The following is a 23,705-nucleotide window of genomic DNA, read 5'->3' on the forward strand; positions in this document are numbered from 1 at the left end:
TTAATTTATAATTATTATGTAAGTATTTTTGGAATTCTTGTGAATAAGCCAAAAGAGATAAAAACCCTATCCCAAGAAAAAAATAAATATAATTTATTTAATGAAATAGTAAAAAAAGAAAAAAATAAACTGAAATTTATTTCATTAGAAATAGGCAGTTCATTTTTAAAAAAAGAAGAACTACCAAAAGGAATATTAATTATAAAAAAAGGGATATTGAGCATAAAACTCACTGACCAAAATGATAATAAGAAATTCACTATTCAAAACTTAAAAAAAGGAGATTTGGCTGGTGTTGATCAAATAATAGGACAAAGTAATTACTCTGATATAGTTGCCTCTACTAAAGTTGAAGGTTACTTTCTAGAAAAAAAAATTTTTTTAGAACTAATTAATAAAAACTTCCAAATAATAAACTCTTATATTAAATCTAGTAAGTATGAATTATATTGCACAATTTCATTTTTTTTATTTGGAAAAATACAAAAATCACATGATATTTTTAATTTTTTAAATTCTTCATCATTTGATTTAAAAACAGTAATACTTACTCCCGGTATTAATAATTTAAACAGCAATTTTGGTGCCTATATTTCGAGTAGCTCCAATATTGAAGGTTTAAATATTGGATCTACTATTGAAGGGCCTAAATCTTTAAATGTATTAGGTGATTTGCCTGCAAGATTAATTAAAAGTGAAGAATTATCTAATTTAAAAAATATTGATGAATCAAATATATCAATTATTAATAATAAAAATTCTACTGGAAGCATTATAGAAAAATTTGATCTACAAAAAGAAGGTTTAGAAGATTACTATGGTCCAAAAAACAACGATTTATCTTTCCCTCATTTTAAGGGTGATGGAATTATAGAAGAGTCATTGGCATGTCTAAGAATGATAGTTAGATTCTTCGATATGCCATTTAAAAAAGATTTAATAGTTACCATTTTGAAAGATCAGATTATACGTTCAAAAAACAAAAGAATTTCACTCCCTCAATTCGCTGCAATTTTTGAATTATTAGGCTTCAAGGTAACGCCTTTAACTATCAGAAATTATAGGCTTATAAACAGAATAAATTTACCAGCATTTGTAGTTTGTGATGGAGCGCCGCATATTATCTGGTCTAAAAAAAGAAATAAATTTCTAAAAAGTGATCCTAAATCCGATCAACAATGGTTTACTTCTGAAGAAATATTTGAGACTGGAAAACATCAATTAGATTTTCTACTGATTGAAAAGGCTTTACAAAATAAAAACTCTAAATTTGACTTAAGTTGGTTTTTGCCTGCGCTAAGAAAAAATAAGGGTATTCTATTTCAAGTTGTTCTAGCAAGTTTTTTTGTTCAGCTTCTTGCTCTTTTTAATCCATTACTAATACAACAAATATTTGATGCCGTAATTAGTCAAGGAAATTTATCTAGCCTTAATGTACTTGGAACTATTTTAATTTCAATGTCTTTAGCTCAGGCATTATTAGGTGCATTGAGAACGTTCTTATTTGCAGATATGACTAATCATATTGATACAAATTTAGGTTCTTCAATTATTCATCATTTGTTAAGACTTCCAATTGTTTATTTTTCTAAACGTTCAGTTGGAGAATTAAATGGAAGGATAAATGAACTTGAAAAAATAAGGAGGTTCTTGACTAGTACTGCCATCACAGTTTTTCTAGATGCAATTTTCTCTCTCATCTATATAGGTGTGATGATGCTTTATTCAGTCAAACTAACTTTTATGGCATTAACAATTCTGCCTCTTTTTATTATCCTCACATTTATTATTGCTCCAATAAATAAAAAACAGCTAAGGAAACAAGCAGAATCAAAAGCAAAAGTACAGGGTCATCTTGTTGAAGCTCTAAATGGAATAGAAACAATCAAAGGACAAGGAATGGAAATATATAGTCATTGGAGATGGGAACAACTATACAGTCGACAAATTAAAAATGGTTTTAGAAATATTATTACCAATACTGCAGCTAGTTCTGTAAGTCAATTCCTTTCTCAATTATCGGGATTGATAGTAATTTGGGGAGGAGCAGTTCTTGTTCTTAATGGGGAAATGACTTTAGGACAACTTATTGCCTTTAGGATATTGTCGGGATACGTAACAAGTCCTATATTAAGATTGACTAGTACTTGGCAAAACTTTCAAGATATTTCTTTATCAGTAGAAAGATTAGGCGATGTTATTGATAGTAAAAAAGAGAGTGAATTAAATGGAGATAATTTACCTCCTTTAGAAAATATTGAAGGTGATATCTCTTTCGAGAATGTTAGTTTAAAATTCGAAAATTCTCATGATTACCAGCTTAAAGACATCAACTTTAAAGTAAAAAAGGGAGAATTTGTAGCTGTCATTGGAAGTAGTGGATCAGGTAAAAGTACTTTAATGAAAGTTCTAATGAGGCTATATACTCCAAGTAAAGGTTTAGTAAAAATTGACAGCAATGATATAAATAAATTTGACCTTTACTCCTTAAGGAATCAAATTGGTTTTGTTCCTCAAGAAACCCTTTTGTTTAGCGGAACTATTCAATCAAATATATCCTTACCGAAACCTGAGGCTAGTTTCGAGGAGATCAGAGAGGCAGCCAGAGTAGCAAATGCTCATGATTTTATCCAAGAATTATCCAAAGGATATAGTAATGATATTGGAGAAAAGGGTATAAAGATATCTGGAGGTCAAAGACAACGATTGTCAATAGCAAGAATGATCATTAAAGAACCAAAAATTGTGATATTAGATGAAGCAACGAGCTCATTAGATGGAGAAAACGAGAGAAAAGTATTACTTAACATTATGAAGAAGTTTGAAAACCAAACAGTTTTTTTTGTCACTCATAAATTAGATAATATGGAAATGTTTACAAAAATACTTTTAATGGATGAAGGAAAACTTATTGAGATTGGTAATCATGAAAATTTAATGAAGGAGAATGGGAAATATGCTGCATTAATTAAAAAAAAATATACATAAAAAGAGATAAATTCAACGATTAAATTTGGAAATGGACTTTGACAACGAAGCAATACTTTATAAGCCAGCCTCACTTTGGATAAGAGGATTAATTTGGGCAATTGTTGGTAGTTTTAGTTTTGGATTTATATATGCTTGCTTTGCAAGAATGGATGAGGTCGTAATAGCAAAAGGCGAATTACAAGCTTTAGGAGCTGAAAGGCCAATAAGAGCACCAATATCAGGAATAGTAAGCGAAATTTTTATAAAAGAAGGTGATTCAGTTGAAAAGGATTCTAAGCTTTTAAGATTTGATAGTAATGTTCTACATGCAAAAAAAGAGGGTCTTGAAGCAAAGTTAGGGGAATTAGAGTCTAGTATTCAATCAGAAAAGGAGATTCTAAAAGAGATATCAATTCTTGCTGATGCTGGGGGGATTCAAAAACTTCAATACTTACAACAAAAAAATAAAGTAAGCGAACTAGGTTATGAAAAAAAACAAGTAGAAGCCGAAATTAAGGAGCTAAATTTTGATAAATCAAAAACACTTTTAGTTTCACCAGTAAAAGGAAAAGTTTTTAATCTGATTTCAGTAAGTAAAGGATTTGCAGCTAATCAAGGCGAAACACTTTTAAAAATAGTTCCAAGTGGGGACACCGAAGCAAAAATATTTCTCAAAAACTCAGATATTGGTTTCGTTAAAAGTAATATGAAAGCAAAAATAAGAGTAGATGCATTTCCCTTTACCCAATTTGGTTCAATTGAGGGTATTCTTAAATCTATTGGTGATGAAGTCATTCGTTCAAATCAACAGAATCAAAGTTCTCTTTTCCCCGCCTATGTAAGTTTAGAAAAACAGTATCTTGAAAAAAATGGTGAGAAATTTTTTGTTAGATCTGGTCAAAGTGTTTCTGTTAATTTAATTGTTAGAGATAAAAGAATAATAAGTCTTTTAACTGATGCTATAGATAAAGCTATTGATTCGCTGAGGGGCATTAAAAGTTAAATTTCTAATTTAGAAATAAGCATTTTGATAATCTCTAATAATAAAGTTGTTAATATTATCTTTAACTTCTATATGACTATAGTTACCTACTCCATCAAAATTATTTAAATACGCTTTATCATTTTTCAAAATAAAAAAAGTATATATGCCTGGCTTTAAATCAATCTGGAATTCGCCATTCTTTTTTGTATTAATTATTTCATAATTAGAATCTAAATAACTTAAATCAAGCTCTGGTTTACCATCATGAGCATGAATCCCCTCAACTGCTAAAACTTTATAAGACTTTTTAAATATAGGCTTTACTTCATTAATATCCATTTGATTACCTGAATACATCTTTACAAAACCTTTAACAATAAAATTCTGATAATCCATAGAAATAAATACAGGCTGTTTGGCATTTAAAAAACATGACAGGAGAAAGCTTTCTATCAATTAACTTGTTAAACAGAATAATTATTATTTTGATTTTCTAAATAATTTTGGAAACCATTATTACTCAAAATTAAATTATCTTCAAAAAGATTATTTTCATTTTCTAAATTAGAGTTAAAACCCAAAATAGTTCCATTTTTACTTTGGTTTTCATAAAATCCATCTGTTCCGCCCGCATATGCTATCTCTTCTTCTTTATCTTCTACTCCTTGATTAATTTCATCAATAAAAGAATTTAATTCTTCAATTTTATTTTTACTTTGGTTTTCATAAAATCCATCTGTTCCGCCCGCATATGCTATCTCTTCTTCTTTATCTTCTACTCCTTGATTAATTTCATCAATAAAAGAATTTAATTCTTCAATTTTATTTTTACTTTGGTTTTCATAAAATCCATCTGTTCCGCCCGCATATGCTATCTCTTCTTCTTTATCTTCTACTCCTTGATTAATTTCATCAATAAAAGAATTTAATTCTTCAATTTTATTTTTACTTTGGTTTTCATAAAATCCATCTGTTCCGCCCGCATATGCTATCTCTTCTTCTTTATCTTCTACTCCTTGATTAATTTCATCAATAAAAGAATTTAATTCTTCAATTTTATTTTTACTTTGGTTTTCATAAAATCCATCTGTTCCGCCCGCATATGCTATCTCTTCTTCTTTATCTTCTACTCCTTGATTAATTTCATCAATAAAAGAATTTAATTCTTCAATTTTATTTTTACTTTGGTTTTCATAAAATCCATCTGTTCCGCCCGCATATGCTATCTCTTCTTCTTTATCTTCTACTCCTTGATTAATTTCATCAATAAAAGAATTTAATTCTTCAATTTTATTTTTACTTTGGTTTTCATAAAATCCATCTGTTCCGCCCGCATATGCTATCTCTTCTTCTTTATCTTCTACTCCTTGATTAATTTCATCAATAAAAGAATTTAATTCTTCAATTTTATTTTTACTTTGGTTTTCATAAAATCCATCTGTTCCGCCCGCATATGCTATCTCTTCTTCTTTATCTTCTACTCCTTGATTAATTTCATCAATAAAAGAATTTAATTCTTCAATTTTATTTTTACTTTGGTTTTCATAAAATCCATCTGTTCCTGCTATGTACATTTTTTCATTATTCTCACCAATTAAATCTAGGGCCCAATCCAAATAATCTGAACCAGATGAGTTTGAATCAAAACTATATTCATAACCTGAGATTAATTCGTTAGATTCAAAGAACAAATCATCAAAGTCTTTGGAATAGAACATATTAAATTCTGAATTGGATTCAAAATAATTATTTGAATTATTAGATGAGTTTGAATCCGAATTAGACGCTGATGCAGAAATTAAAGTTTCTATTTGTAATGGAGTTAAAGTTTTATCATAACTTTTCAATAATGCAGCCATTCCAGCAACATGCGGAGCAGCCATTGAAGTTCCATTCCAACTTTCATATCCTCCTCCAGGAAGAGAAGAATAAACATTTACACCAGGTGCAGATACATAATCCATCGTGGTGTTGCCAGCGCGATTAGAAAAATAAGCATCATTTTTGTTTATATCAACAGCACCAACTGCTATTCCATAATCCGTAGCATATCTAGCAGGCCATAAAGGAGCACTAGAGGAAGAATTTCCTGAAGCCATCGCAACCACAACCCCATTATCTGCAGCATATTTTAAAGCATCCAAATAATCGCTATTAGGCGCGCCACCCCCTAAAGAAAGATTAAGTACATCAGCTCCATTATCTACCGCCCATCTCATACCAGCAACTATTCCTGCTATCGATCCACGGCCACTATCATTTAAAACTTTAATTGGCATAATTTTTGCATCATAAGCAACTCCTGTAATTCCCACTCCATCATTAGCTCCTAATATAGTTCCTGAACAATGAGTACCATGTCCATGCACATCTTGTGCAATATTATCATTATCAATAAAATCATATCCATCTACAATTCTCCCAGAAAATTCAGAATGACTATAATCAAGACCAGTATCTAATACAGCTACAACAACATCTTTTCCCGTACTGCCACTAAAACATCCTGTACTTGTCCAAACCTCAGGGGCTCCAATATTATCTAAACCCCATAAATTACCTCCCAAATCATCCTTTGAAGAGATATCAATCCCTTTAAGAATCTCAAATGCCCTTTCAATATTTGCATGTCCATAGCCATCTGTACTTGAAAAATTTATAGGAGTAGGAATTTCCTGATTACCACATCCTGAACCTGAAGATGATTTTGTTCGTTCAAGTATATTTTCTGAATTTTTAAAATCTATAATTGTATTTTGATTAAATTGAATTAAAGAAATTTCTTGATTTTCATAACTATCTATTGAATACGAATTAAAATAATCTTCGTAGTATTTATTTTTATATTCCAAATCAAATGTTTGCAATTTTCGAATTCTTTCTAGATTAAATTGTTTTAAATCTGAACTTTTATCTATAGGATTCTGTATTTGATCAATTGAATATTCAATCTCATATGATTCTCCTTCAGTTGATATTTGTTTAATTAAATTTATTTCTGTATTACTTTTATTATTTTCTAGCTTATTTAATCCATTTTCAACTTCACTATTTTGTTTCGAAAGATTTTTTTTATTGTTATTGTTATCAGTGTTTAATTTATCAAAACTACCTGATGAGCCTTCTTTTTTATTGCTCATAAACTACTCATTTATTCATTAAATATATTAGTTTTTTATAGAATTGGCAATTTTATTTTTAAAATTATAATTTAAAAGAAAAATCTTTTATCCCAAAAATCTATATGATTTTTATAAATGATTAATATTAAATTAAATAATAATTTAGTAATGCTTTATTCCAAAATATTATTTAGTTGCACTTCAATATTTTTTGGACTTATATTTGGGAGTTTTCTAAATGTAGTAATTTATAGGCTTCCAAATAATCAGTCAATCCTTACACCTAGAAGTTTTTGTCCTAAATGCAATAAAAAATTAAGCTGGCATGAAAATATACCAATCTATAGTTGGATAAAACTCAAAGGAAAATGTTCTAATTGTGATAAAGCAATTTCTACTAAATATCCATTGACAGAATTAGCAACTGGCATGTTATTTCTTTTTAGTTTTAACGCTATCCCTAAAGATATATATTTTGAAAATTTTGCTTTTAATCTTTTTTTTAGTTGGGCACTTATTTTAATCTTATTATCAATTTCAATTATTGATTATGAATTTCTTTGGATTCCTAATTCAATAATAATGATTGGATTTTTATTTGGGTTGGCATCATCAATATTTTCTGCAATAGTAAATGATCAAAATATAGTAATTCAATTATTTGTAAATTTAATTTCGGGCATTTTAGGTTTTTTAATAATAATTTTGATAATGAAATCCGGTGAACTAGTTTTCAAAAAACCATCAATGGGTTTAGGAGATGCTAAGTTAGCTGGAATGATAGGTTTTTGGATTGGTTTACCTGGAGTAATTATTTCAATCTGGTTATCTTTCATAATCTCTGGGCTATTTGTTATTTTGGGATTAGCAACAAAAAAAATTAAGAAAGGACAATTAATACCTTTTGGTCCATTTTTATCTATTAGTGGATTTTTAATTTGGTTATTTGGTGAGGATATTTTTCTTAAAATTATTTTTCAATAAAAAATATTTAATACTATTTTTTTCGATTTTAGCCAACTGTATCCATCATACTAAACATAGGTAGATACATAGCTATTAATATAACCGCTACAATAACTGCTACAAAAACGATTAATAGAGGTTCCATAATTGAAGTCAAAGTCTTAACACTTGCCGTAACCTCTTCCTCGTAAAAATCAGCTAATTTATTGATCATTTGGCTTAATTCCCCAGTTTCTTCTCCAATACGAAACATTGATGTAAACATTACTGGAATTACCATCTCTTTTTCCAAAACCTTATAAATTGGATTGCCAGATTGAATATCTTTATACATGTTATCTATGATTTTTTTAAAAATTCTATTTGATATTGTCTTCCTAGAAATAGAAAGAGCTTCTAAAATTGGAACTCCTGCTGAATTCAATGCAGAAAGAGTTCTTGAAAAATTTGCTAAGCATGACTTAGTTACAAGATCTTTAACAACAGGAAGGTATAACATAGATCTATCAAACCACCACAAAACTGAAGGTCTTCTCGAAATATATTTATATGCTTGGAACAAAATAAAAACTGTTGGAATAGCTTTTATATAAAAATCTAAACTAATTAATTGATTCGATGCATCTACTAATAATTGAGTTATGGTCGGCAATTTGGCATTAGATTGTTCATAGATATCAACAAATATTGGTATAACAAAAATCAACATTGCTATAACAACAACAATAGTCAATGTAAATATAGCGATTGGATAGGCCATTGCACTTTTAATTTGACCCTTAATTTTTGCTAAACTCTCAAGCAATTTGGCCTCTCTGTCTAGAGTATCTGGCAATAATCCTGCCGTTTCTCCAGCAGATACAAGAGCAAGATACATTTCATTAAAAACCTCTGGATATTTCTCTAAATTCTCAGACATAGATAATCCTTTACTTATTCCCAAGGATGTCTCTTTAAATACATATTTGATAGTTACATTCTCAGATGTTTCAGAAATTATATTTAATGAATCTAATAGAGGTAAACCAGTCTTGATCATTGATGATAATTGTTTAGTTGTAACGGCAAGATCTTTTGTTGGAGGGGATTTTAGTTTTTTACTGTTCATTTTTTTTGGTTTTTTTATTTTTTGGCCATCTCCTCTTAATGCACCCATCTTACCCTCAGCTCTTATTTTTGATCTTTGCTTGCTTTCCTCCATATATGTCTGAAGTGCATAAACTTTACTTTGATATTTTTTTCTTTTTTCTGGAGAAATTTGTGGAATTTTTTTAATCTTATTTTTGCTTTTAGATATTTTTATCGAATTTCCAGAAAATTTCCTCTTTTTATTAGCTAAAAGCATTACATTTCTTAATTTTAAGTCAGTTATGTAATAGTATTTCATCTAATTTATTCTTCTTTAGACGTAGGGTTTAATTCCTCTAAAAGTCCTTTTAAAACTGTTGGTCTATTGCACTTATAAATTGCCTCTTCATTTGTGATTACTCCCCTCTTTACTAAGTTAGATAAATGTTGCTCTAAGGTTTGCATCCCAAATTTTGTTCCAATTTGAAGTTGAGAATATACTTGAGACGACTTTGCTTCCCTGATTAAATTAGCAATTGCATTATTATTCACAAGAATTTCAGCCGCTAAAGATCTTTTATTGTCAATAGTTTTACATAGTGTTTGAGAAATTACTCCTATCAAAGAAGAAGAAAGTTGAACTCTAACTTGTGTTTGTTGAGAGGTGGGGAAAACATCAATAATCCTATCAATGGTCTGCGATGCTGAGGCAGTATGAAGGGTTCCCATTACTAAATGTCCAGTTTCAGCTGCTGTTATAGCAAGACTTATTGTTTCCAAATCTCTCATCTCGCCAACGAGAATAATATCCGGATCTTCTCGAAGAGCGGATCTCAAAGCTTTTGAAAAAGAGTATGTGTCTTCACCTACTTCTCTTTGCCTAATAAGACAATTTTTGTTTTCATAAATAAACTCTATGGGATCTTCAATGGTAAGAATATGATGGGCTTTATTACTATTTATCCAATCAATTGAACTTGCTAATGTAGTAGTCTTACCAGAACCGGTGGGTCCGGTTACCAGCATTAGGCCTCTTGGTCTATTTAATAGTTGCTGAACACTATCAGGCAATCCAATTTTAGAAAAACTTGGAATGGAAGTACTTAAAGCCCTCATCACACATGAAATATTACCCCTATCAAAAAAGATATTTATTCTGAATCGCGCAATTCCTTTAAGACCATAACTACAATCCAATTCTTTTTCTTTCTCAAAGTTAACCATTTTCTCACCTCCGAGAATTTTAGTTAATTGATCCTTTAATTCTTCAGAAGAGAAAATTTCTGAATCAGCAGGCACTATTTGACCTTGCACCCTAAAAAAGGGAACAGAATTGCCAGTCAGATGTAAATCTGACCCATTTCTTTTAACTAAATCAGACATTAATTGTGTTAATTTCATGATTCCTCAGGTAATGGCTCCTCAAGCAGGCATACTCTTTCTACTTCTTCAATAGTAGTTAATTCTTTTTTTACAAGTTCCATTCCATAATCTAATAAACTCCTTCCTTCTACTAAAAAAGCTTTTGACCTTATTACATCTGCGGTACTTTCTTTCATAATTAATTCTCGCAAATTTTCATTTATTTTCATAACTTCATAAATCCCAACTCTACCTTTATATCCGCTCCCACCACAAACTGGACATGATCTACTCTTTGAGTCATTGCTAGTTTCATTTATTATTCTTGCTTTATTTAATCCATATTTTATAGCTCTGTCATCTTTCCCTTTACTTAAAGATTTAACAGAACTACATGACAAACAAACTTTTCTAACTAATCTTTGAGCAACAACTCCTATGATTGATGCTCCAATCAAATATGGAGGAATATTCATTTCAGAGAGACGGGTAATTGCGGTCGCAGTATCATTTGCATGAAGAGTAGTAAAAACCATATGTCCAGTTAATGCTGCTTCCATGGCGGCTTGGGCAGTTTCTTTATCTCTAGTCTCACCTACTAAAATTATATCTGGATCTTGCCTCATCAACGATCTCAAAGCTCTTGAGAAATCAAGACCTTTCTCTCTAATTACTTGCACTTGATGAATACCATCCAAAGTGTATTCAACTGGATCCTCAACAGTACTAATATTGACTCCAGGAGAGTTTAATTCACTCAACATAGAGTATAAAGTAGTGGATTTTCCACTTCCAGTTGGACCTACTACAACGACAATTCCATAGGGAGTTTTAGACATTATTCTTATTAAATCTAATTCACTTTTTTCAGTTATTAACTTTGAAAGATTAAGTACTGAACTATCGCTTTCTAAAACTCTGAGAACAACTTTTTCACCCCATTTACCTGGTAGTGTGCTAACTCTAAAATCAGACTTTCTTCCTCTTAGCAAACATCTTATTCTTCCATCTTGCGGTATTCTTTTTTCAGCTATGTCTAAATTACTCATTATCTTAAGTCTGCTTACAATTGGACTGATATGAGATCTTGGGAAAGCGAATACCTCTTCGAGCATTCCATCAATTCTATAGCGTATTCTTAATCTGTCTTCAAGGGGTTCTATGTGTACATCTGAAGCATTAAGAGAGAAACACTTACTTAACAATGATGCAACACCAGATATCACTGGATCCTTAGATTTTGTAATTTCATCTCCAAAAAAACTATCTACATCATTTTCAAAATCTTCACCTAAATTAGTTTGTGCGAGTTTAATTAAAGCATTATCGTTTTCAACATCTTCTTCAAATGGCTTTTCTTTAATTTCTTTGGATTCATAATGAAAGTTATTAGTTTCATTTGAATAATTAATATCTATTGAATTATTGTTTTCCTCATTTTCTACAATATCAAAATTATCTATTTCATCATTTAGATTATCACTCTTAAGATCTTCAGTTGATTTTGATTGGATATTTATTTCATCACTAGTATCTTCTATTCCATTTTTTAATTGATTTTCATCAGTCAATGATATTGATGAATTATTTTCAAACCATTCTTCCCATTCAGATGCAGTTATTTGTTTTAATACAACTTCAACATTAAAACGTCTCTTAATATCAGTTATTACTTCTTTAACTCTAATAAAATCTGGATTCATTGCTCCTATTTCAATTACCCCAAACTCAATACTCACAGGAATTATTCCAGCATCTTCACAAACTCTATTATTCAAACTCTTTTGAATATCACTGACTATAATTTCTTTATTAACCATAATTAGTGAAAAGTATCATTAAAAATTTTCAAGCCATACTATAAATTATATTAAAAAAATATTTTCTGGCTTATAGAATTTATACAGCTATAATAATCATATTATTTCTAATTAAAATTGCATAAAAACAAGTATCAATATAAAAGATTTAACTTAAAGTTAAAATGAAAAAATTTATTAAATTTTTATTTTTTGTTTTTATATGTGGACTTGTTAGTAATTCACATCTAGTACTTACAAAAGATGATAATAGATCAAAAAAAGAAATAAAATTGCATGAATTACCAATAAAAATTAAAAATTCAAAAAACAATCAAATACAACTTAAAACTCTACCTTTACCTCTTATAGAAGTCGCAGCAAATTCAGTTAATAGCGAGAGGAATCCATTCTTAGAATTAAATAAAAGTATTGAAGAAATTGGTATTAATCCAAAAAAATTTTTTACTTTAACTGGAATAATTCAAACAGGCGAACAACTTAGTGCAATGCTTAAATCTTCTGATGGTGTAAATTTATTCAAAGAGGGTGAAAATATTAATAAAAATCTAAAAATCAAAAAAATATCGCTAGAAAATGAAACTGTTATTTTTACAGATGGCGAGAATGAATTTAAATTGGAATTTTCAGAAAAATGATAGATAAAAAGAAAAAGAAAAAGAAAAATATTAAATTTCTTAATTTCTTAAAGGATCTAAGTTATAAATATAAAAAGGAGATAAATAATATACTTGATATTACAATTGTTGAGGATGATCAATTAAAGCTTTTAAAAGTTAAATTACACAAGGGACATAAAAACTTAAAATGTTTTCTCAACAAAACGGTTATTAGCTCTAGTCAGTTTAAAGAATTATATAGATATTTATCCTTTGCCGATAAAGAAAAAATTACTTCAAAATTTAATTCATATTTCTCCAAAAACAAAGAAAAATATATTAATTTAAAAAAATCAAACTTTAGTAAATTGAAATTCAACAATTTTAATTTAAAAAGATTAACACCTCCAACTAATTTTAGGAGTATTCAAAGTTTAAAAAAAATTAATCAATTAATAACTTTTTCAAAATTTAAATCATTCTTAGATGAAAAAGCTCACAAATCTTATTTAGGAAAGTTATTTACAAATTTTGAAATAGTAAAAATAATAGAGAAAATAAAATACAAAAAATATTTTAGTGGGAGTTTAAATAAAAAATTCACAGTTATTGGTGACTATAAAAAGATTCAATTCGGTAATAAAAAATTTCTAGAGACCTTTCAAGAAAAAATTAGCAATTATAAATTTTTTTCAAATTTATTTGATAGTCAATCGACAATATCAATTAATAAACCTGAATACATAGCTGCATTATATTATAGCGATCATTTTTTATTTATCACCAAGTTATGGAAGTCCTCAGAAAATATATTAAATGTTGAAAAAGTAATAGAATTGCCTGTTCCTGCAAGTGTAATTGGAGATGATGTAGTAAATAACGTAGATGAATTGATTGAACTTTCTCTAGATTCTTTTGAAGTATTAGATCTTAAAAATCCGCCAATATTAATTGTGCTTTCTTCATCTTTTTTTACTATTAAATCTTTTAAGAGTGATAAATCAAATGAAGTTAGCGAAAATGATGAAATTATTCAGAGCAAGAGTCCATATTTACCTCAAGACACATTAATAGATATACAAAAAATTAATGATTCTATTTATAATGCTATTTTTACTCGTAAATCATTAATTAATGGTTGGATCAAAGCTCTAAGGAAAATCAATTATCCTGTTGTAGGGATTACGACCCCAGGTCCTCATCAGATAGATTTTCTAAGAGAAAACAAAAAAATAATAAATGAACTAGAAATAATTATAGATATTGAATTTAATTCAACTACAATATTTATCAGTAATAGAGATTATGAATTAAGTTCACAGAAAATTCCATATGGTTCAACACTTTATAGAAAAAAAGAATTAGTTGAGAGCTACTTTTCTAGGTTGATAAAATCTATAAAATTATTAACTGATGATATTAAAATGGATTTCCCAGAAACAATTTATGTTAGTGGTTTTGGATTAGATGACTTTGATTATAAATCACAAAAATTACCTTATCCATTTGTAAGATTTTCAGAATTAAATAAAACTAATTTCAAATTTAATAAAAAAGATTCAGAAGATTTAGTTACTACAGAGATTAATTCAAAATTAAATACTATTCTAGGAATTACAAGTAAATGCCTCTAAAGTATAATTTTGCCCTTAAGAATAACGAGCTTCAAAGGTGGGAGCCCAGAGGGAATATAGAGCGCAAAAAAACAACTTCATTTAAAGAAAAAATTGAACTTCTAAAAAAATACATTAAAAATAATCCTTTATTATTTTATCCCCAATTTGCCACTATTTTTTTAGTAATATTAATCCAAATACTTAATTTATATCCTTCTTTTATTGTAAGAAGATTAAAACCAAAGCATGAAGAATATATTTTTGTTGTACAAAGAATCAAAAGAATTAAAACTGATATTAAAAAATTTAAAAAAGAATTAAATGATCTAAAACCAAATTTCACATTAATTACTCCAACATATCTATTTACTTTTTATATTCAAAACTCAATGCCAATAAATATTAAATTAAAAAAATATAAGCTAAATAAAAATTTCTTTTTTCTAGAAGCAGAATCTTATACATTAAAAGCCATTAATGAAATGATTACATTATTAATCGAATCTCCAATTATTGACGAGAAATCAGTTTCAATTAAGAGAATAAAAAGAAAAGCCGACAAAGATAGTACTTTTTCTCTTGAAATTGCAGGGAAAATTCTTAAAACTAATATTGATTCAAAAGAATATCTTTATAATGAATCCTCAGCATTTGGATTATTAGAGAAACTTTTGAGATTTAAAAAAACTAACATGCTTTTAAAATGATGAATAACTTTAAATCTTATAAAGAAAAATTAATAAAAACTTATCAGGATCTAAATAATATTGATCTTAATTTAATTGCAGAAAAACTAAAAAATACTAATCTATCTGACATTAAAAATCTTAATTCTAAGGATATAATTTCCTATTTAAAATCATCAAAGTATTCGAAACCAATTATAGGTTTCTTAATTTTTTCATCATTCATTTATTTTTTGCTTATCCCAAACATAAAGTTATTTAATTCAAAATATAAATTATCAAGACAATATATAAAAGAAAGTCGAATTTTACCAACTTTAAATAATGATCTGATGATTATTAAAAATAAATATAAAAAAATAAATTCTTCAATGGCAGAAATTAAATCTTCAATAATTGAAAAGGAGAAATTAATTTATCTTACAAATTTATTTGATGATCTATCCAAATCCACATCTGTAAGGATAGATCTTTTTGCTCCAATCAATAAGATTAAAGAAAAATCTATTTGTAAAATATCTGAAGTTAATCAAATTTCTAAAAATGATCTAGCTAAGAGAAATAAGTCTAAATCAAATAAAAAAGAGATTAATGAAGCAATATACGAATTAAAGCTTTTCGGCAATTATCTAAATATAATTTCATTTCTAAATTCTATCCAAAACTATGATCTCATGATAATACCCAGTTGTATCCAAGTTAATGAAGAAAACAATCAGAACCTTGTAAATGGAGGATATGTCAAGGCAAATCTAATTCTGAAATTACCCATTAGGTAAAATTTTTAAGTTTGAATGATTTCTAAAAATTTATTCTTTTTGATAAACAAATAGCTAATTATTAAGACTTAGCTAAAATAATAAATAAACCCAAGTATGGTTATAAGAAAATTAGCAATTTATTCTTTTGCAGGAATAATATTAAGCCTAAATTTAGCCATTAATGCAAATACATCAAATAAAAACTTTTCTGTTAATAGGAATGTTCTCACAAAAAACAAAAATTTAAATGAAAAAAAAATTAAGCCTCAAGTAATATTTCTAGCCGAAAATCAATATCAATCTAATAAGATTGATATTGATGACTCCAAACCTATTGCAAATCCAAATTTAATAAATATAAAAGGTCCTAAGATATCAATAATATTAAACAAAACACCTGCTAAAAAGGCGTTCGAGTACCTAGCTAAATTGGGGAATTATGGTTTCGTGTGGATTAAAAATGATCCAACTAATAAAGATGAGAAAGGATCCGGAAAAGCTGATGATCAAAGACTAATTACTTTGAATATGAAAAATGTTAATTTTAGACGTGCATTTAACGCCATTATTATTGCTAGTGGATTACAAGCAAAAATCTATAACAACGTAATTTATGTAGGACCAAATGTAAGGAATACAGTTTTCACTTATAGAGAAACAGCAATAATCCAATTAAATCAAATTACAGCTAGTTCTGCCGCAGATTATCTAGCCAATTTAGGAGCAAGAGTTACTAAAACTTTTACAGTAAGTACTTCGGTTACTGAAGGTGCCTCTCAGTCACAAAGTATTCAAGGTGGAGCTTCTTCATCAACTACTACATCACAATCAGACACAAAAGTAAAAACTTACGGAGCGGATATTGGTCCTCTCGTTGGGTTAATAGCTACTACAGATGAAAGACTTCAAACCATAACTCTTGTTGGAGAAAAAAATATACTTAGATTAGCTAAATCTTATCTTAAAAATTTAGATAAAAGACAAAAACAAGTTGCTTTAAATGTAAAAGTTTTAGATGTAAACCTTTCGGACAAAGATTCATTTTCTCAATCTTGGTTCCTTCCATTTGGCTCTGGATCACCATACATAATTACTCAATCTCCAAATTTAAAAGCAGGCATTGGGCCAGATCGTTTAGGTAAATTTGTAAGTAGTGAGCTAACAGCAAGTATTCAAAAAGGTACTACAAAAGTTCTTGCTAGTCCTACACTAATATTAAATGAATCAGGAGGTTCTGCTGGTGATGGCTCTTCAATAGGACGAAGACTAGCAAATGAAGGTTTTGTTGAAGTAGGAGATCAAGTACCTGTTAATGCAACTTTTGTAGAAGGTTCTGGTTGTAATTTTACATATGATTTAGTAGGAATAAAACTTGGAGCGAAAGTTCTGGGAATAGATAGAAATAGATTTGTTACATTTGCAATGACTCCAATAGTTACCGGAATTTCTGGAACTCAGACAATTACAAATTGCGGAGAAGTTAACCTTTTAAACACCCGAAGATTAGATACTGGTGCCGTGAGAATAAAAAATGGTGAAACCTTAGTACTCACAGGAGTAATTCAAGATTCAGATATAGAAACATTAGTAAAATTTCCGATATTAGGAGATCTTCCTATTATGGGCCCGCTTTTCCGTTCCACTTCAAAAGAAGTTGGCAAAAGAGAATTAATAGTTTTAGTAACCCCAAGAATTATTGACGATAAAGGGGATAATCTCAAAAACTATGATTTTAAGCTTAACAATAAAGAATCTATTGATTTAATTAATTCCCTTAAAGATTAAAATTTTTTTTTCAATAATATATCTATTTAATATAAGTACATTGCGATTCATCTCCCATTGAAATTCTTCCCATCCAGTTATCATTCAGATAATTTTTATTGGAATCGCAAAAATTATGAAAATAGGAAACTGTATCTATTATCAAGGAACCTTGATTATTTAAGCTTCTGCTATCACGGTTATATTCCTCGATAATTTCAGCATAATCGTTTGAAGAAGATGCTGATCTTCCTGCGCAAGTTCCTTCTGAATTTGAGGGCACACTACTAGATACTAAAATAACTTGTTCTGTAGATTCATTTACTAATGCAGAACACAAACCATCCCAAGGTTTGGAAAAGCCCTCGGTTGTTAAATTATCAAGGAATTCGAATGCAGCCAATCTTGTTGAATTTGATAATTTTATTGGCGAAGAATCAGGGTATTTCTGAGTTGTATTATTAAATGCAATTATTTGAAAATAAACCTGGTCACTCTCAGATGTCGGAAGCCTATTTAGATGATCTTTAAGTGAAGAAATAGCATAAGTTATTAAACCTTTTCCATTAATTCTAGGCCTAAGAAATTCAGGACTTGATTGAGTCCATCTTCCTTTAATAATTTCGCCATTTCTATGTTCAAAATTATCATCCATATTTTCTGAGATGTCCAGCATGAAAGTAATTTTTCTTGACTTCAAACAAACTCCTAGCCAACAGCATTCACCTCCAATACAATTTGGCGCATTTCCACTACTTAAGGATGGAGGTGGAATCAAACTAATTTGAGATGAGTCCTGAACTCTGCTAAATCCACCTGAAGAAAGTAATGAAGTATTAGGGTTATTTGCAATTTTATTTTTATTATCCTCTACTTTGATTTGAATTTCTATTGCCTTATTAAAATTATCGATACAGTAAGAAAGACCACGCATAGTTTTGAGGGACTTCCAAGAATTATTGCACTTAATTTTCTGATAATTTTCTTTTGAAGATATATTTTCAAGAATAGTAGAATTCTGAAAATCATTAAATGAAGGTGATAAATAAAAACCTTTTTCATTAAATTGAGGCCCATATCTAATTAATTCATATGGGCCGTTTTCTTGGTTTGTACTTTGTTTTAAAGAATATACTATTGGACAATCAATTTGACTTAAGTTGAACTGATCTCCTCCTTTTATATAATCACTTTTTGCTAAAGCTTGGTTCGGTAACTTTATTCCAAAGATAAATTCACTATCTGAAGGAAATGAACAATTATTATTTAAAGACCTTATATCTGATTCCTTATCAATTATTCTTTCACCACTCTCTACTTCATCAATAATAAAATCTAAAGCATCATTTACTTGGGAATTTAATCCAAACTGAATTTCATCTATTTTATTTCCTTCAATGATATTTCTAAGAACAAAATACCCCATCATAATTGTCGATAGTGAAATTGAAGAAGCTAGAATTAGTTCAACTAATGTGAATCCATTTTCTTTCCTAAAGTAATTCTTGAATTTCATTAGAATTCGCATCTTTCGGGAGTAAGAATCCCGTTACTCGATAATTGGCTTACAGGCATATTATCCAATAACCAAGAATTTGTATTGAATTTCCCTTTTTTTATTTGACCTGTAGGGATATTTATCGTAATGCAATTTAAAATTTTTGGTCTTGTTTTGTGGTACTTAGAACCTATAACTACAACTATTGGTTTTGAGGCTGATATCCTTCCATTTGGAGTAACTTGAAAATTATTATTTACAACTTGAAAAAAAGAATTGTTTAATGCTGGAACCAATTCTTGAATCCTTCCTACATTCATTTTTGAACTATCGTAAGGCGTTGAAGTATATTTACAATTCACTACAAAACCCATATATTTTTTATCATCACGAATAGATTCATAATCAAAACTATTTGTATAAATAAAGCAGCTAGATCCCCATCTCCTTGCCTCTAATCTAATTAATCTAAAGAATTCAGAAAGTTCTCTTGTATAAGCATTTACCTTTTCCGTTCTAAGCCAAGTTAAAGAATAAGGGATAACAAATGAGGAGGTTATTGAAATGATACTTATAGCAACTATCAATTCTAAAAGACTAAAACCTTTGCAGTTTATTATTTTATTTTTTGGCAACCTCATTAGAAACACCAACTGTGAGCCTCAGCTCCCAAATCAATACTAATCCAATGCAAATTATTATCATTCCATTTGACCCTATAATTAATATTTGAGATATTTTGGTCTAAATTATTATTTTTATTGAATGATTTAACAACAAGTTCTCTAACTATAAGAACTGCTCTGCCTTTAAAAATTTTTCCCTTTTCTTGATCAGGCCACCAATATTGAATTCTCTCGTCATCACCAGAAGGGGGCGCAGGAGAATTCAACCCAGGTCTAGTTGAATTAATATCCCAATTTGGTAACCCTAAAATTTTTCCAGATATGTCAATACAAGAGTTCTGTTCAATAAGGTACTTTTTTTTAGTGGTATCAAGACCCATAGCCCACATATCAGATCTCAACGAATCAATATCTCTCTTAATTTCCTTATTAATAGACCTATTTATATTAGAGCTAAATAATAAATCCATTCTCTTGGTTACAAAATAAATCGAGTAGCTTAAAACTATACCCAATAATGAAATACTTACAATTGAGTCAACCAATCCAAAGCCTGAGGAGTAATTTTTTTTTAAATAAAAATACTCACTTTTTTGCATATTAACTTTCAAAATCTTTTAGTGTATCCCAAAGAATAATAGATCTGCCTCTATAAAACTTAACTCCATAGTTAAAGTCATTTCCATATCTAGATTTAATGCCATCAATAAATTGATTATCAAATTCCCAGGTTTGGCTTGAATTTTTATCAAAACATAAATTTTTCACCCACGCAGCGCCTGAAAACCTTTTAGTTCTGTTATCACTCCTAGGCTCTAACTTAATATTATATTGATCAAGCAAATTCTTAGATTCACCTTGATTTAAGTTCGCAGCACTATCTAAAAGAATCAATTCATCTTCCATTACAGCTGCTGCCCATGGGAAAAATCCTAAGCTACTTCTCTTATTACTAGGGTTTAAATTATCTGTAATTCTAAAACTTCTGAGGTAATAATTATTATTATCTACGTTATAAATTAAAAATTTACCTGTCTTAGGTTCTGATGAACGGGAATAATTTTGATATTCTTCATCATACCCAATCCCAATAATTTCTAGGGAATTCCCACCTTCAGTAAAATTCAAATAAGGAATTAAATAGCCATCTTTAGTAAGAATAAGATTTGTCATTTTGTCATGCCAGCGATTATCTCTCCCTCCAGACGAATCTAAAATCCAACCGTATGTTCCTCTATGCGAGACTATCATTGGTGCTCTTTCATTTTCATTACTAAGATTTGATTCTGTATATTGAACCCACGGGCTCTTTGCCCATGTAGAAATGAAAGTTGTTTTAGGTCCCAATAAAAAAGCTCCAAACCTTTCAGAAGATGACCAACCTGTGTTATCTATAAAAATACTGCTTCCAGGTAAATTGTCATTATCAAAACTAGACTTTGATAAGTCAATAACCTTATTTACTCCTAGTCGTACACCCCCTTTAGTATTATCATTGCTGCAAAAAATTTTATTACCAGACAACTTTGTCTCTTGTTTAAATAAGATAGTTAGATTTTTTGGATTACCTGAACCACAAACATTACTACCCTCTTCAAAGTGACAAAATATTCCATTATTACTTACATCTATATCACCCAAAATTTCAAGAGTTATTGGTTTTGAATCTGAAGTTGTTACCTCAAACCTTGAGTTGGCAGTTGATGCATATATTGAAGTAATTCTGTAGTTAGAAGCCCCACTAGAGTTGGGCAATTGACAATTTGTAGGAAGCTTCTGCAAATTTAAAGGGGTACACAAAAGAACTCCTTGTACATCATGAATGTTTTTTAATCTTGGTTGTTTAGGCAACCCAAGTGGTTGAACCCATAAACCTCCATTTCCTGAGCTGGGAAGAGAAGCACTACTAGCATTAGCTTGTTCTATGATTTTTGCGCAATCATCCTCATTTATGATATTTCTTCTCCAGATAATTGCCCCCTCTGGATCACCTTCGCTGGAGATAATATTTAAATTTCCAAGGAATAAAGAATTATCCCCATCTAATTCATTTTCTCCTGCAGATAAAAACCCAAACCCTCTCAATGGAGTATCGTTATTTACTTGTATATTTGCTCTTAATTTATTGAAACCTGTTTTTTGTCCATTTTTTTTATTTTTCACAATCCCTTCTACTACTATCGAGCTAAGGCCATATTTTTCCGTCCCTGTATATTCAGTTGATTTAACATCAAAATATTGTAAAAATTCTCTTTTTGCATTCACCAAATCATCACCTACTTTATCCTCGTTACTATCAATTAATTGATTAAAGATAGATTTATGAGTAGTCCAATCAATAGGACTTGGGTCCAAAGAAGATGAACCACTTGCACACATAGGAGCTTTTTGTCTGCCATTACAGTTACTTGCTCCATTACACCAGATCTCATCTGACCAGTATTCTAGAGGTGGATTAGGAATCGTAACATTACCAACGTTAATTCCTGAAGGACAAGAAGTCGCTGATGCTGAACAGCTATCACTTAACCAAAAATAATGATAAAAGCTATCACCACTATCGTTAAGTAAGTTTCTTATATTTGTTATGCCAGATTCAGAAGATGATTTAGACATTAATTCCTGTCTATTAAATCTGCTCCCGGCTAAATTTAATATCGTGGTATAAAGTATTCCCGTTAATGCAACGCTTATTCCAATCCCAAGTAAAAGAACCTGGGGAATTGCAAATCCATTTTTTAATAATTGCTTCTTATGATTTTTTTTCAAAAACCTAAACTATGAAAGAATAAATCCTTAATTAAGTTTATATGTCTTTATCAACTAAAAAAAAGAAATTAGCCTTACGCTCCATCAGAACCTGTACCGCATTGAATCGCGGGCCAATCTGGTACATTACCAACTCCTTTACCAGTTGATTTAGAAGTCATTTCTTTAACTTGAGAAACCCCCTGAGCAGGATTATAACAACCTGTTACACCACTGCCATTTTGGGCATAAGCTCCTCCATTAGGTAATGCGCGAACTTTAAAAACAGAATTACCATTTGTTCTCCTAAGATTTATATTGTAGTGACCAGAAGTTGAAAAGAATTGAGTAACATTTTCTGGAACTTTTTTAGGCGTGCTTCCTTTACATACTGATCCACCTTCGGATGCCACATCATTATGATCACATCTTTGAAACATTGCATATTCGCTTAATTCACCCATATCTCTTGGGAGAGCCCCATATTCTGTATTATATGCCGTGGCCGACTTTACTAATGATGCAACAATAGCTGATGCCTCTTTTTGCTTTGCCTTGTCAGCAGCAGACATGAATTGAGGAATAGCTATAGATGAAAGAATTCCAATCATCATAACTACAACAATTAGTTCTACTAAAGTGAATCCTTCATCATTTAAGGACTTTTTAATAACATTTTTTAAAACCTTCTCTTTTCTAATAACTGGACTAAAGAAGGAAATGGTTTTAGAAATTTTGTTTTCTTTTAATAAGTTTTTCATTCTAAATAATAAAGCTTCTTAAGGCTAAGAAATTATGTATTTTCTATTCTATATAAAATTCATTATTTTGACTATATTATTGAAGAAGCATATATACAGTAGCTTTAAATAAACTATAAAAAGAATAAATAGATATAGGAAGATAAATAATTAGAGGTAAAAATAAAAAATAGAAAAATCTTATTTGATTTCTTTGTTTATTGAAAAAAGCATTTAAAGTAAGTATTTGATAAGAAACAAAAACAGCCGAATAAAGTATTGAAACTATAATTTTATAATTTAAACCACAAGTAAAACATTCTAAATATTCATATCTTGAGCTGATTAATGCGAAAAACATAAATACATAAGCA

The 23,705-nt window shown here is 29.3% G+C and carries 18 protein-coding genes; 8 read left to right on the forward strand and 10 right to left on the reverse strand.

Annotated elements, in window-relative coordinates; all coding sequences use genetic code 11:
* The first annotated feature begins 39 nt into the window (after positions 1–39).
* Both PMT9312_RS06105 and PMT9312_RS06110 read left to right on the forward strand, forming a co-directional pair.
* A complete protein-coding gene (locus tag PMT9312_RS06105; RefSeq protein ID WP_011376731.1) occupies positions 40–2,988 on the forward strand; it encodes an ABC transporter transmembrane domain-containing protein in 2,949 nt (982 codons plus the stop codon).
* Positions 2,989–3,019: 31 nt separating this feature from the next.
* Positions 3,020–3,973: an HlyD family efflux transporter periplasmic adaptor subunit gene (locus PMT9312_RS06110; protein ID WP_011376732.1), complete on the forward strand. Its 954-nt coding sequence runs from the start codon at positions 3,020–3,022 to the stop codon at positions 3,971–3,973.
* 9 nt (positions 3,974–3,982) lie between these two features.
* On the opposite strand, the gene PMT9312_RS06115 is transcribed toward PMT9312_RS06110, so the two are convergent.
* Entirely contained in the window at positions 3,983–4,351 is a 369-nt protein-coding gene (locus PMT9312_RS06115) for a hypothetical protein (protein ID WP_036924000.1), read from the reverse strand.
* Positions 4,352–4,419: 68 nt separating this feature from the next.
* Positions 4,420–7,095, reverse strand: a complete 2,676-nt coding sequence (locus tag PMT9312_RS09355; RefSeq protein WP_011376734.1) for a S8 family peptidase — start codon at positions 7,093–7,095, stop codon at positions 4,420–4,422.
* 117 nt (positions 7,096–7,212) lie between these two features.
* Between PMT9312_RS09355 and PMT9312_RS06125 the strand changes: the two genes are divergently transcribed.
* Complete coding sequence (locus PMT9312_RS06125) at positions 7,213–8,061, forward strand: prepilin peptidase (protein WP_011376735.1); 849 nt, start codon at positions 7,213–7,215, stop codon at positions 8,059–8,061.
* Positions 8,062–8,089: 28 nt separating this feature from the next.
* Here PMT9312_RS06125 and PMT9312_RS06130 read toward each other — a convergent pair whose 3' ends face one another.
* Genes PMT9312_RS06130 through PMT9312_RS06140 form a run of 3 tightly spaced genes read right to left on the reverse strand, consistent with a single transcriptional unit; the run spans position 8,090 to position 12,293 of the window.
* Positions 8,090–9,430: a type II secretion system F family protein gene (locus PMT9312_RS06130; RefSeq protein WP_011376736.1), complete on the reverse strand. Its 1,341-nt coding sequence runs from the start codon at positions 9,428–9,430 to the stop codon at positions 8,090–8,092.
* 5 nt (positions 9,431–9,435) lie between these two features.
* On the reverse strand, positions 9,436–10,512 hold the full coding sequence (locus PMT9312_RS06135) for a type IV pilus twitching motility protein PilT (protein ID WP_011376737.1): 1,077 nt from the start codon (positions 10,510–10,512) through the stop codon (positions 9,436–9,438).
* A complete protein-coding gene (locus tag PMT9312_RS06140; protein ID WP_011376738.1) occupies positions 10,509–12,293 on the reverse strand; it encodes a GspE/PulE family protein in 1,785 nt (594 codons plus the stop codon). Before PMT9312_RS06140 ends, PMT9312_RS06135 begins: the two co-directional genes overlap by 4 nt.
* Positions 12,294–12,457: 164 nt before the next feature.
* On the opposite strand from PMT9312_RS06140, the gene PMT9312_RS06145 reads away from it, so the two are divergent.
* The 5 genes from PMT9312_RS06145 to PMT9312_RS06165 all read left to right on the forward strand — a co-directional run bounded on the left by PMT9312_RS06145 (position 12,458) and on the right by PMT9312_RS06165 (position 17,740).
* Positions 12,458–12,931 carry a hypothetical protein gene (locus tag PMT9312_RS06145; RefSeq protein WP_011376739.1) on the forward strand — a complete coding sequence of 158 codons (474 nt, stop codon included), beginning with the start codon at positions 12,458–12,460 and terminating at the stop codon, positions 12,929–12,931.
* Positions 12,928–14,526, forward strand: a complete 1,599-nt coding sequence (locus PMT9312_RS06150; RefSeq protein ID WP_011376740.1) for a hypothetical protein — start codon at positions 12,928–12,930, stop codon at positions 14,524–14,526. The genes PMT9312_RS06145 and PMT9312_RS06150 overlap by 4 nt, the downstream gene beginning before the upstream one ends.
* Positions 14,517–15,215, forward strand: coding sequence for a hypothetical protein (locus PMT9312_RS06155; RefSeq protein WP_011376741.1), 699 nt, complete (start codon positions 14,517–14,519; stop codon positions 15,213–15,215). The genes PMT9312_RS06150 and PMT9312_RS06155 overlap by 10 nt, the downstream gene beginning before the upstream one ends.
* Positions 15,215–15,973: a hypothetical protein gene (locus tag PMT9312_RS06160; protein WP_036924252.1), complete on the forward strand. Its 759-nt coding sequence runs from the start codon at positions 15,215–15,217 to the stop codon at positions 15,971–15,973. The genes PMT9312_RS06155 and PMT9312_RS06160 overlap by 1 nt, the downstream gene beginning before the upstream one ends.
* Positions 15,974–16,069: 96 nt before the next feature.
* Positions 16,070–17,740: a type II secretion system protein GspD gene (locus tag PMT9312_RS06165; RefSeq protein ID WP_011376743.1), complete on the forward strand. Its 1,671-nt coding sequence runs from the start codon at positions 16,070–16,072 to the stop codon at positions 17,738–17,740.
* A gap of 22 nt (positions 17,741–17,762) precedes the next feature.
* Here PMT9312_RS06165 and PMT9312_RS06170 read toward each other — a convergent pair whose 3' ends face one another.
* From PMT9312_RS06170 to PMT9312_RS06190, 5 genes are all read right to left on the reverse strand, one after another.
* Complete coding sequence (locus PMT9312_RS06170; RefSeq protein ID WP_036924255.1) at positions 17,763–19,235, reverse strand: PulJ/GspJ family protein; 1,473 nt, start codon at positions 19,233–19,235, stop codon at positions 17,763–17,765.
* Positions 19,235–19,858 (reverse strand): pilus assembly FimT family protein, encoded by a 624-nt coding sequence (locus tag PMT9312_RS06175; protein ID WP_011376745.1) that lies wholly within the window; start codon positions 19,856–19,858, stop codon positions 19,235–19,237. Before PMT9312_RS06175 ends, PMT9312_RS06170 begins: the two co-directional genes overlap by 1 nt.
* Positions 19,858–20,442: a hypothetical protein gene (locus PMT9312_RS06180; RefSeq protein ID WP_011376746.1), complete on the reverse strand. Its 585-nt coding sequence runs from the start codon at positions 20,440–20,442 to the stop codon at positions 19,858–19,860. Before PMT9312_RS06180 ends, PMT9312_RS06175 begins: the two co-directional genes overlap by 1 nt.
* Before the next feature lies 1 nt (position 20,443).
* Positions 20,444–22,612, reverse strand: coding sequence for a hypothetical protein (locus tag PMT9312_RS06185; protein WP_011376747.1), 2,169 nt, complete (start codon positions 22,610–22,612; stop codon positions 20,444–20,446).
* A 74-nt stretch (positions 22,613–22,686) separates the two neighbouring features.
* Positions 22,687–23,352 (reverse strand): type IV pilin protein, encoded by a 666-nt coding sequence (locus tag PMT9312_RS06190; protein ID WP_011376748.1) that lies wholly within the window; start codon positions 23,350–23,352, stop codon positions 22,687–22,689.
* Positions 23,353–23,705: the final 353 nt, after the last annotated feature.

Origin of the sequence: Prochlorococcus marinus str. MIT 9312 (genome assembly GCF_000012645.1) — a bacterium.
In the GTDB taxonomy this organism is placed as follows: domain Bacteria; phylum Cyanobacteriota; class Cyanobacteriia; order PCC-6307; family Cyanobiaceae; genus Prochlorococcus_A; species Prochlorococcus_A marinus_L.

What these genes read in the sequence shown, in the direction of transcription:
- PMT9312_RS06150 (WP_011376740.1), top strand. Translation starts at nt 12,928, where the DNA reads ATGATAGATAAAAAGAAAAAGAAAAAGAAAAATATTAAATTTCTTAAT.
- PMT9312_RS09355 (WP_011376734.1), bottom strand. Translation starts at nt 7,095, where the DNA reads ATGAGCAATAAAAAAGAAGGCTCATCAGGTAGTTTTGATAAATTAAAC.
- PMT9312_RS06110 (WP_011376732.1), top strand. Translation starts at nt 3,020, where the DNA reads ATGGACTTTGACAACGAAGCAATACTTTATAAGCCAGCCTCACTTTGG.
- PMT9312_RS06115 (WP_036924000.1), bottom strand. Translation starts at nt 4,351, where the DNA reads ATGGATTATCAGAATTTTATTGTTAAAGGTTTTGTAAAGATGTATTCA.
- PMT9312_RS06140 (WP_011376738.1), bottom strand. Translation starts at nt 12,293, where the DNA reads ATGGTTAATAAAGAAATTATAGTCAGTGATATTCAAAAGAGTTTGAAT.
- PMT9312_RS06125 (WP_011376735.1), top strand. Translation starts at nt 7,213, where the DNA reads ATGATTAATATTAAATTAAATAATAATTTAGTAATGCTTTATTCCAAA.
- PMT9312_RS06175 (WP_011376745.1), bottom strand. Translation starts at nt 19,858, where the DNA reads ATGAGGTTGCCAAAAAATAAAATAATAAACTGCAAAGGTTTTAGTCTT.
- PMT9312_RS06160 (WP_036924252.1), top strand. Translation starts at nt 15,215, where the DNA reads ATGAATAACTTTAAATCTTATAAAGAAAAATTAATAAAAACTTATCAG.
- PMT9312_RS06180 (WP_011376746.1), bottom strand. Translation starts at nt 20,442, where the DNA reads ATGCAAAAAAGTGAGTATTTTTATTTAAAAAAAAATTACTCCTCAGGC.
- PMT9312_RS06165 (WP_011376743.1), top strand. Translation starts at nt 16,070, where the DNA reads ATGGTTATAAGAAAATTAGCAATTTATTCTTTTGCAGGAATAATATTA.
- PMT9312_RS06145 (WP_011376739.1), top strand. Translation starts at nt 12,458, where the DNA reads ATGAAAAAATTTATTAAATTTTTATTTTTTGTTTTTATATGTGGACTT.
- PMT9312_RS06155 (WP_011376741.1), top strand. Translation starts at nt 14,517, where the DNA reads ATGCCTCTAAAGTATAATTTTGCCCTTAAGAATAACGAGCTTCAAAGG.
- PMT9312_RS06190 (WP_011376748.1), bottom strand. Translation starts at nt 23,352, where the DNA reads ATGAAAAACTTATTAAAAGAAAACAAAATTTCTAAAACCATTTCCTTC.
- PMT9312_RS06130 (WP_011376736.1), bottom strand. Translation starts at nt 9,430, where the DNA reads ATGAAATACTATTACATAACTGACTTAAAATTAAGAAATGTAATGCTT.
- PMT9312_RS06135 (WP_011376737.1), bottom strand. Translation starts at nt 10,512, where the DNA reads ATGAAATTAACACAATTAATGTCTGATTTAGTTAAAAGAAATGGGTCA.
- PMT9312_RS06170 (WP_036924255.1), bottom strand. Translation starts at nt 19,235, where the DNA reads ATGAAATTCAAGAATTACTTTAGGAAAGAAAATGGATTCACATTAGTT.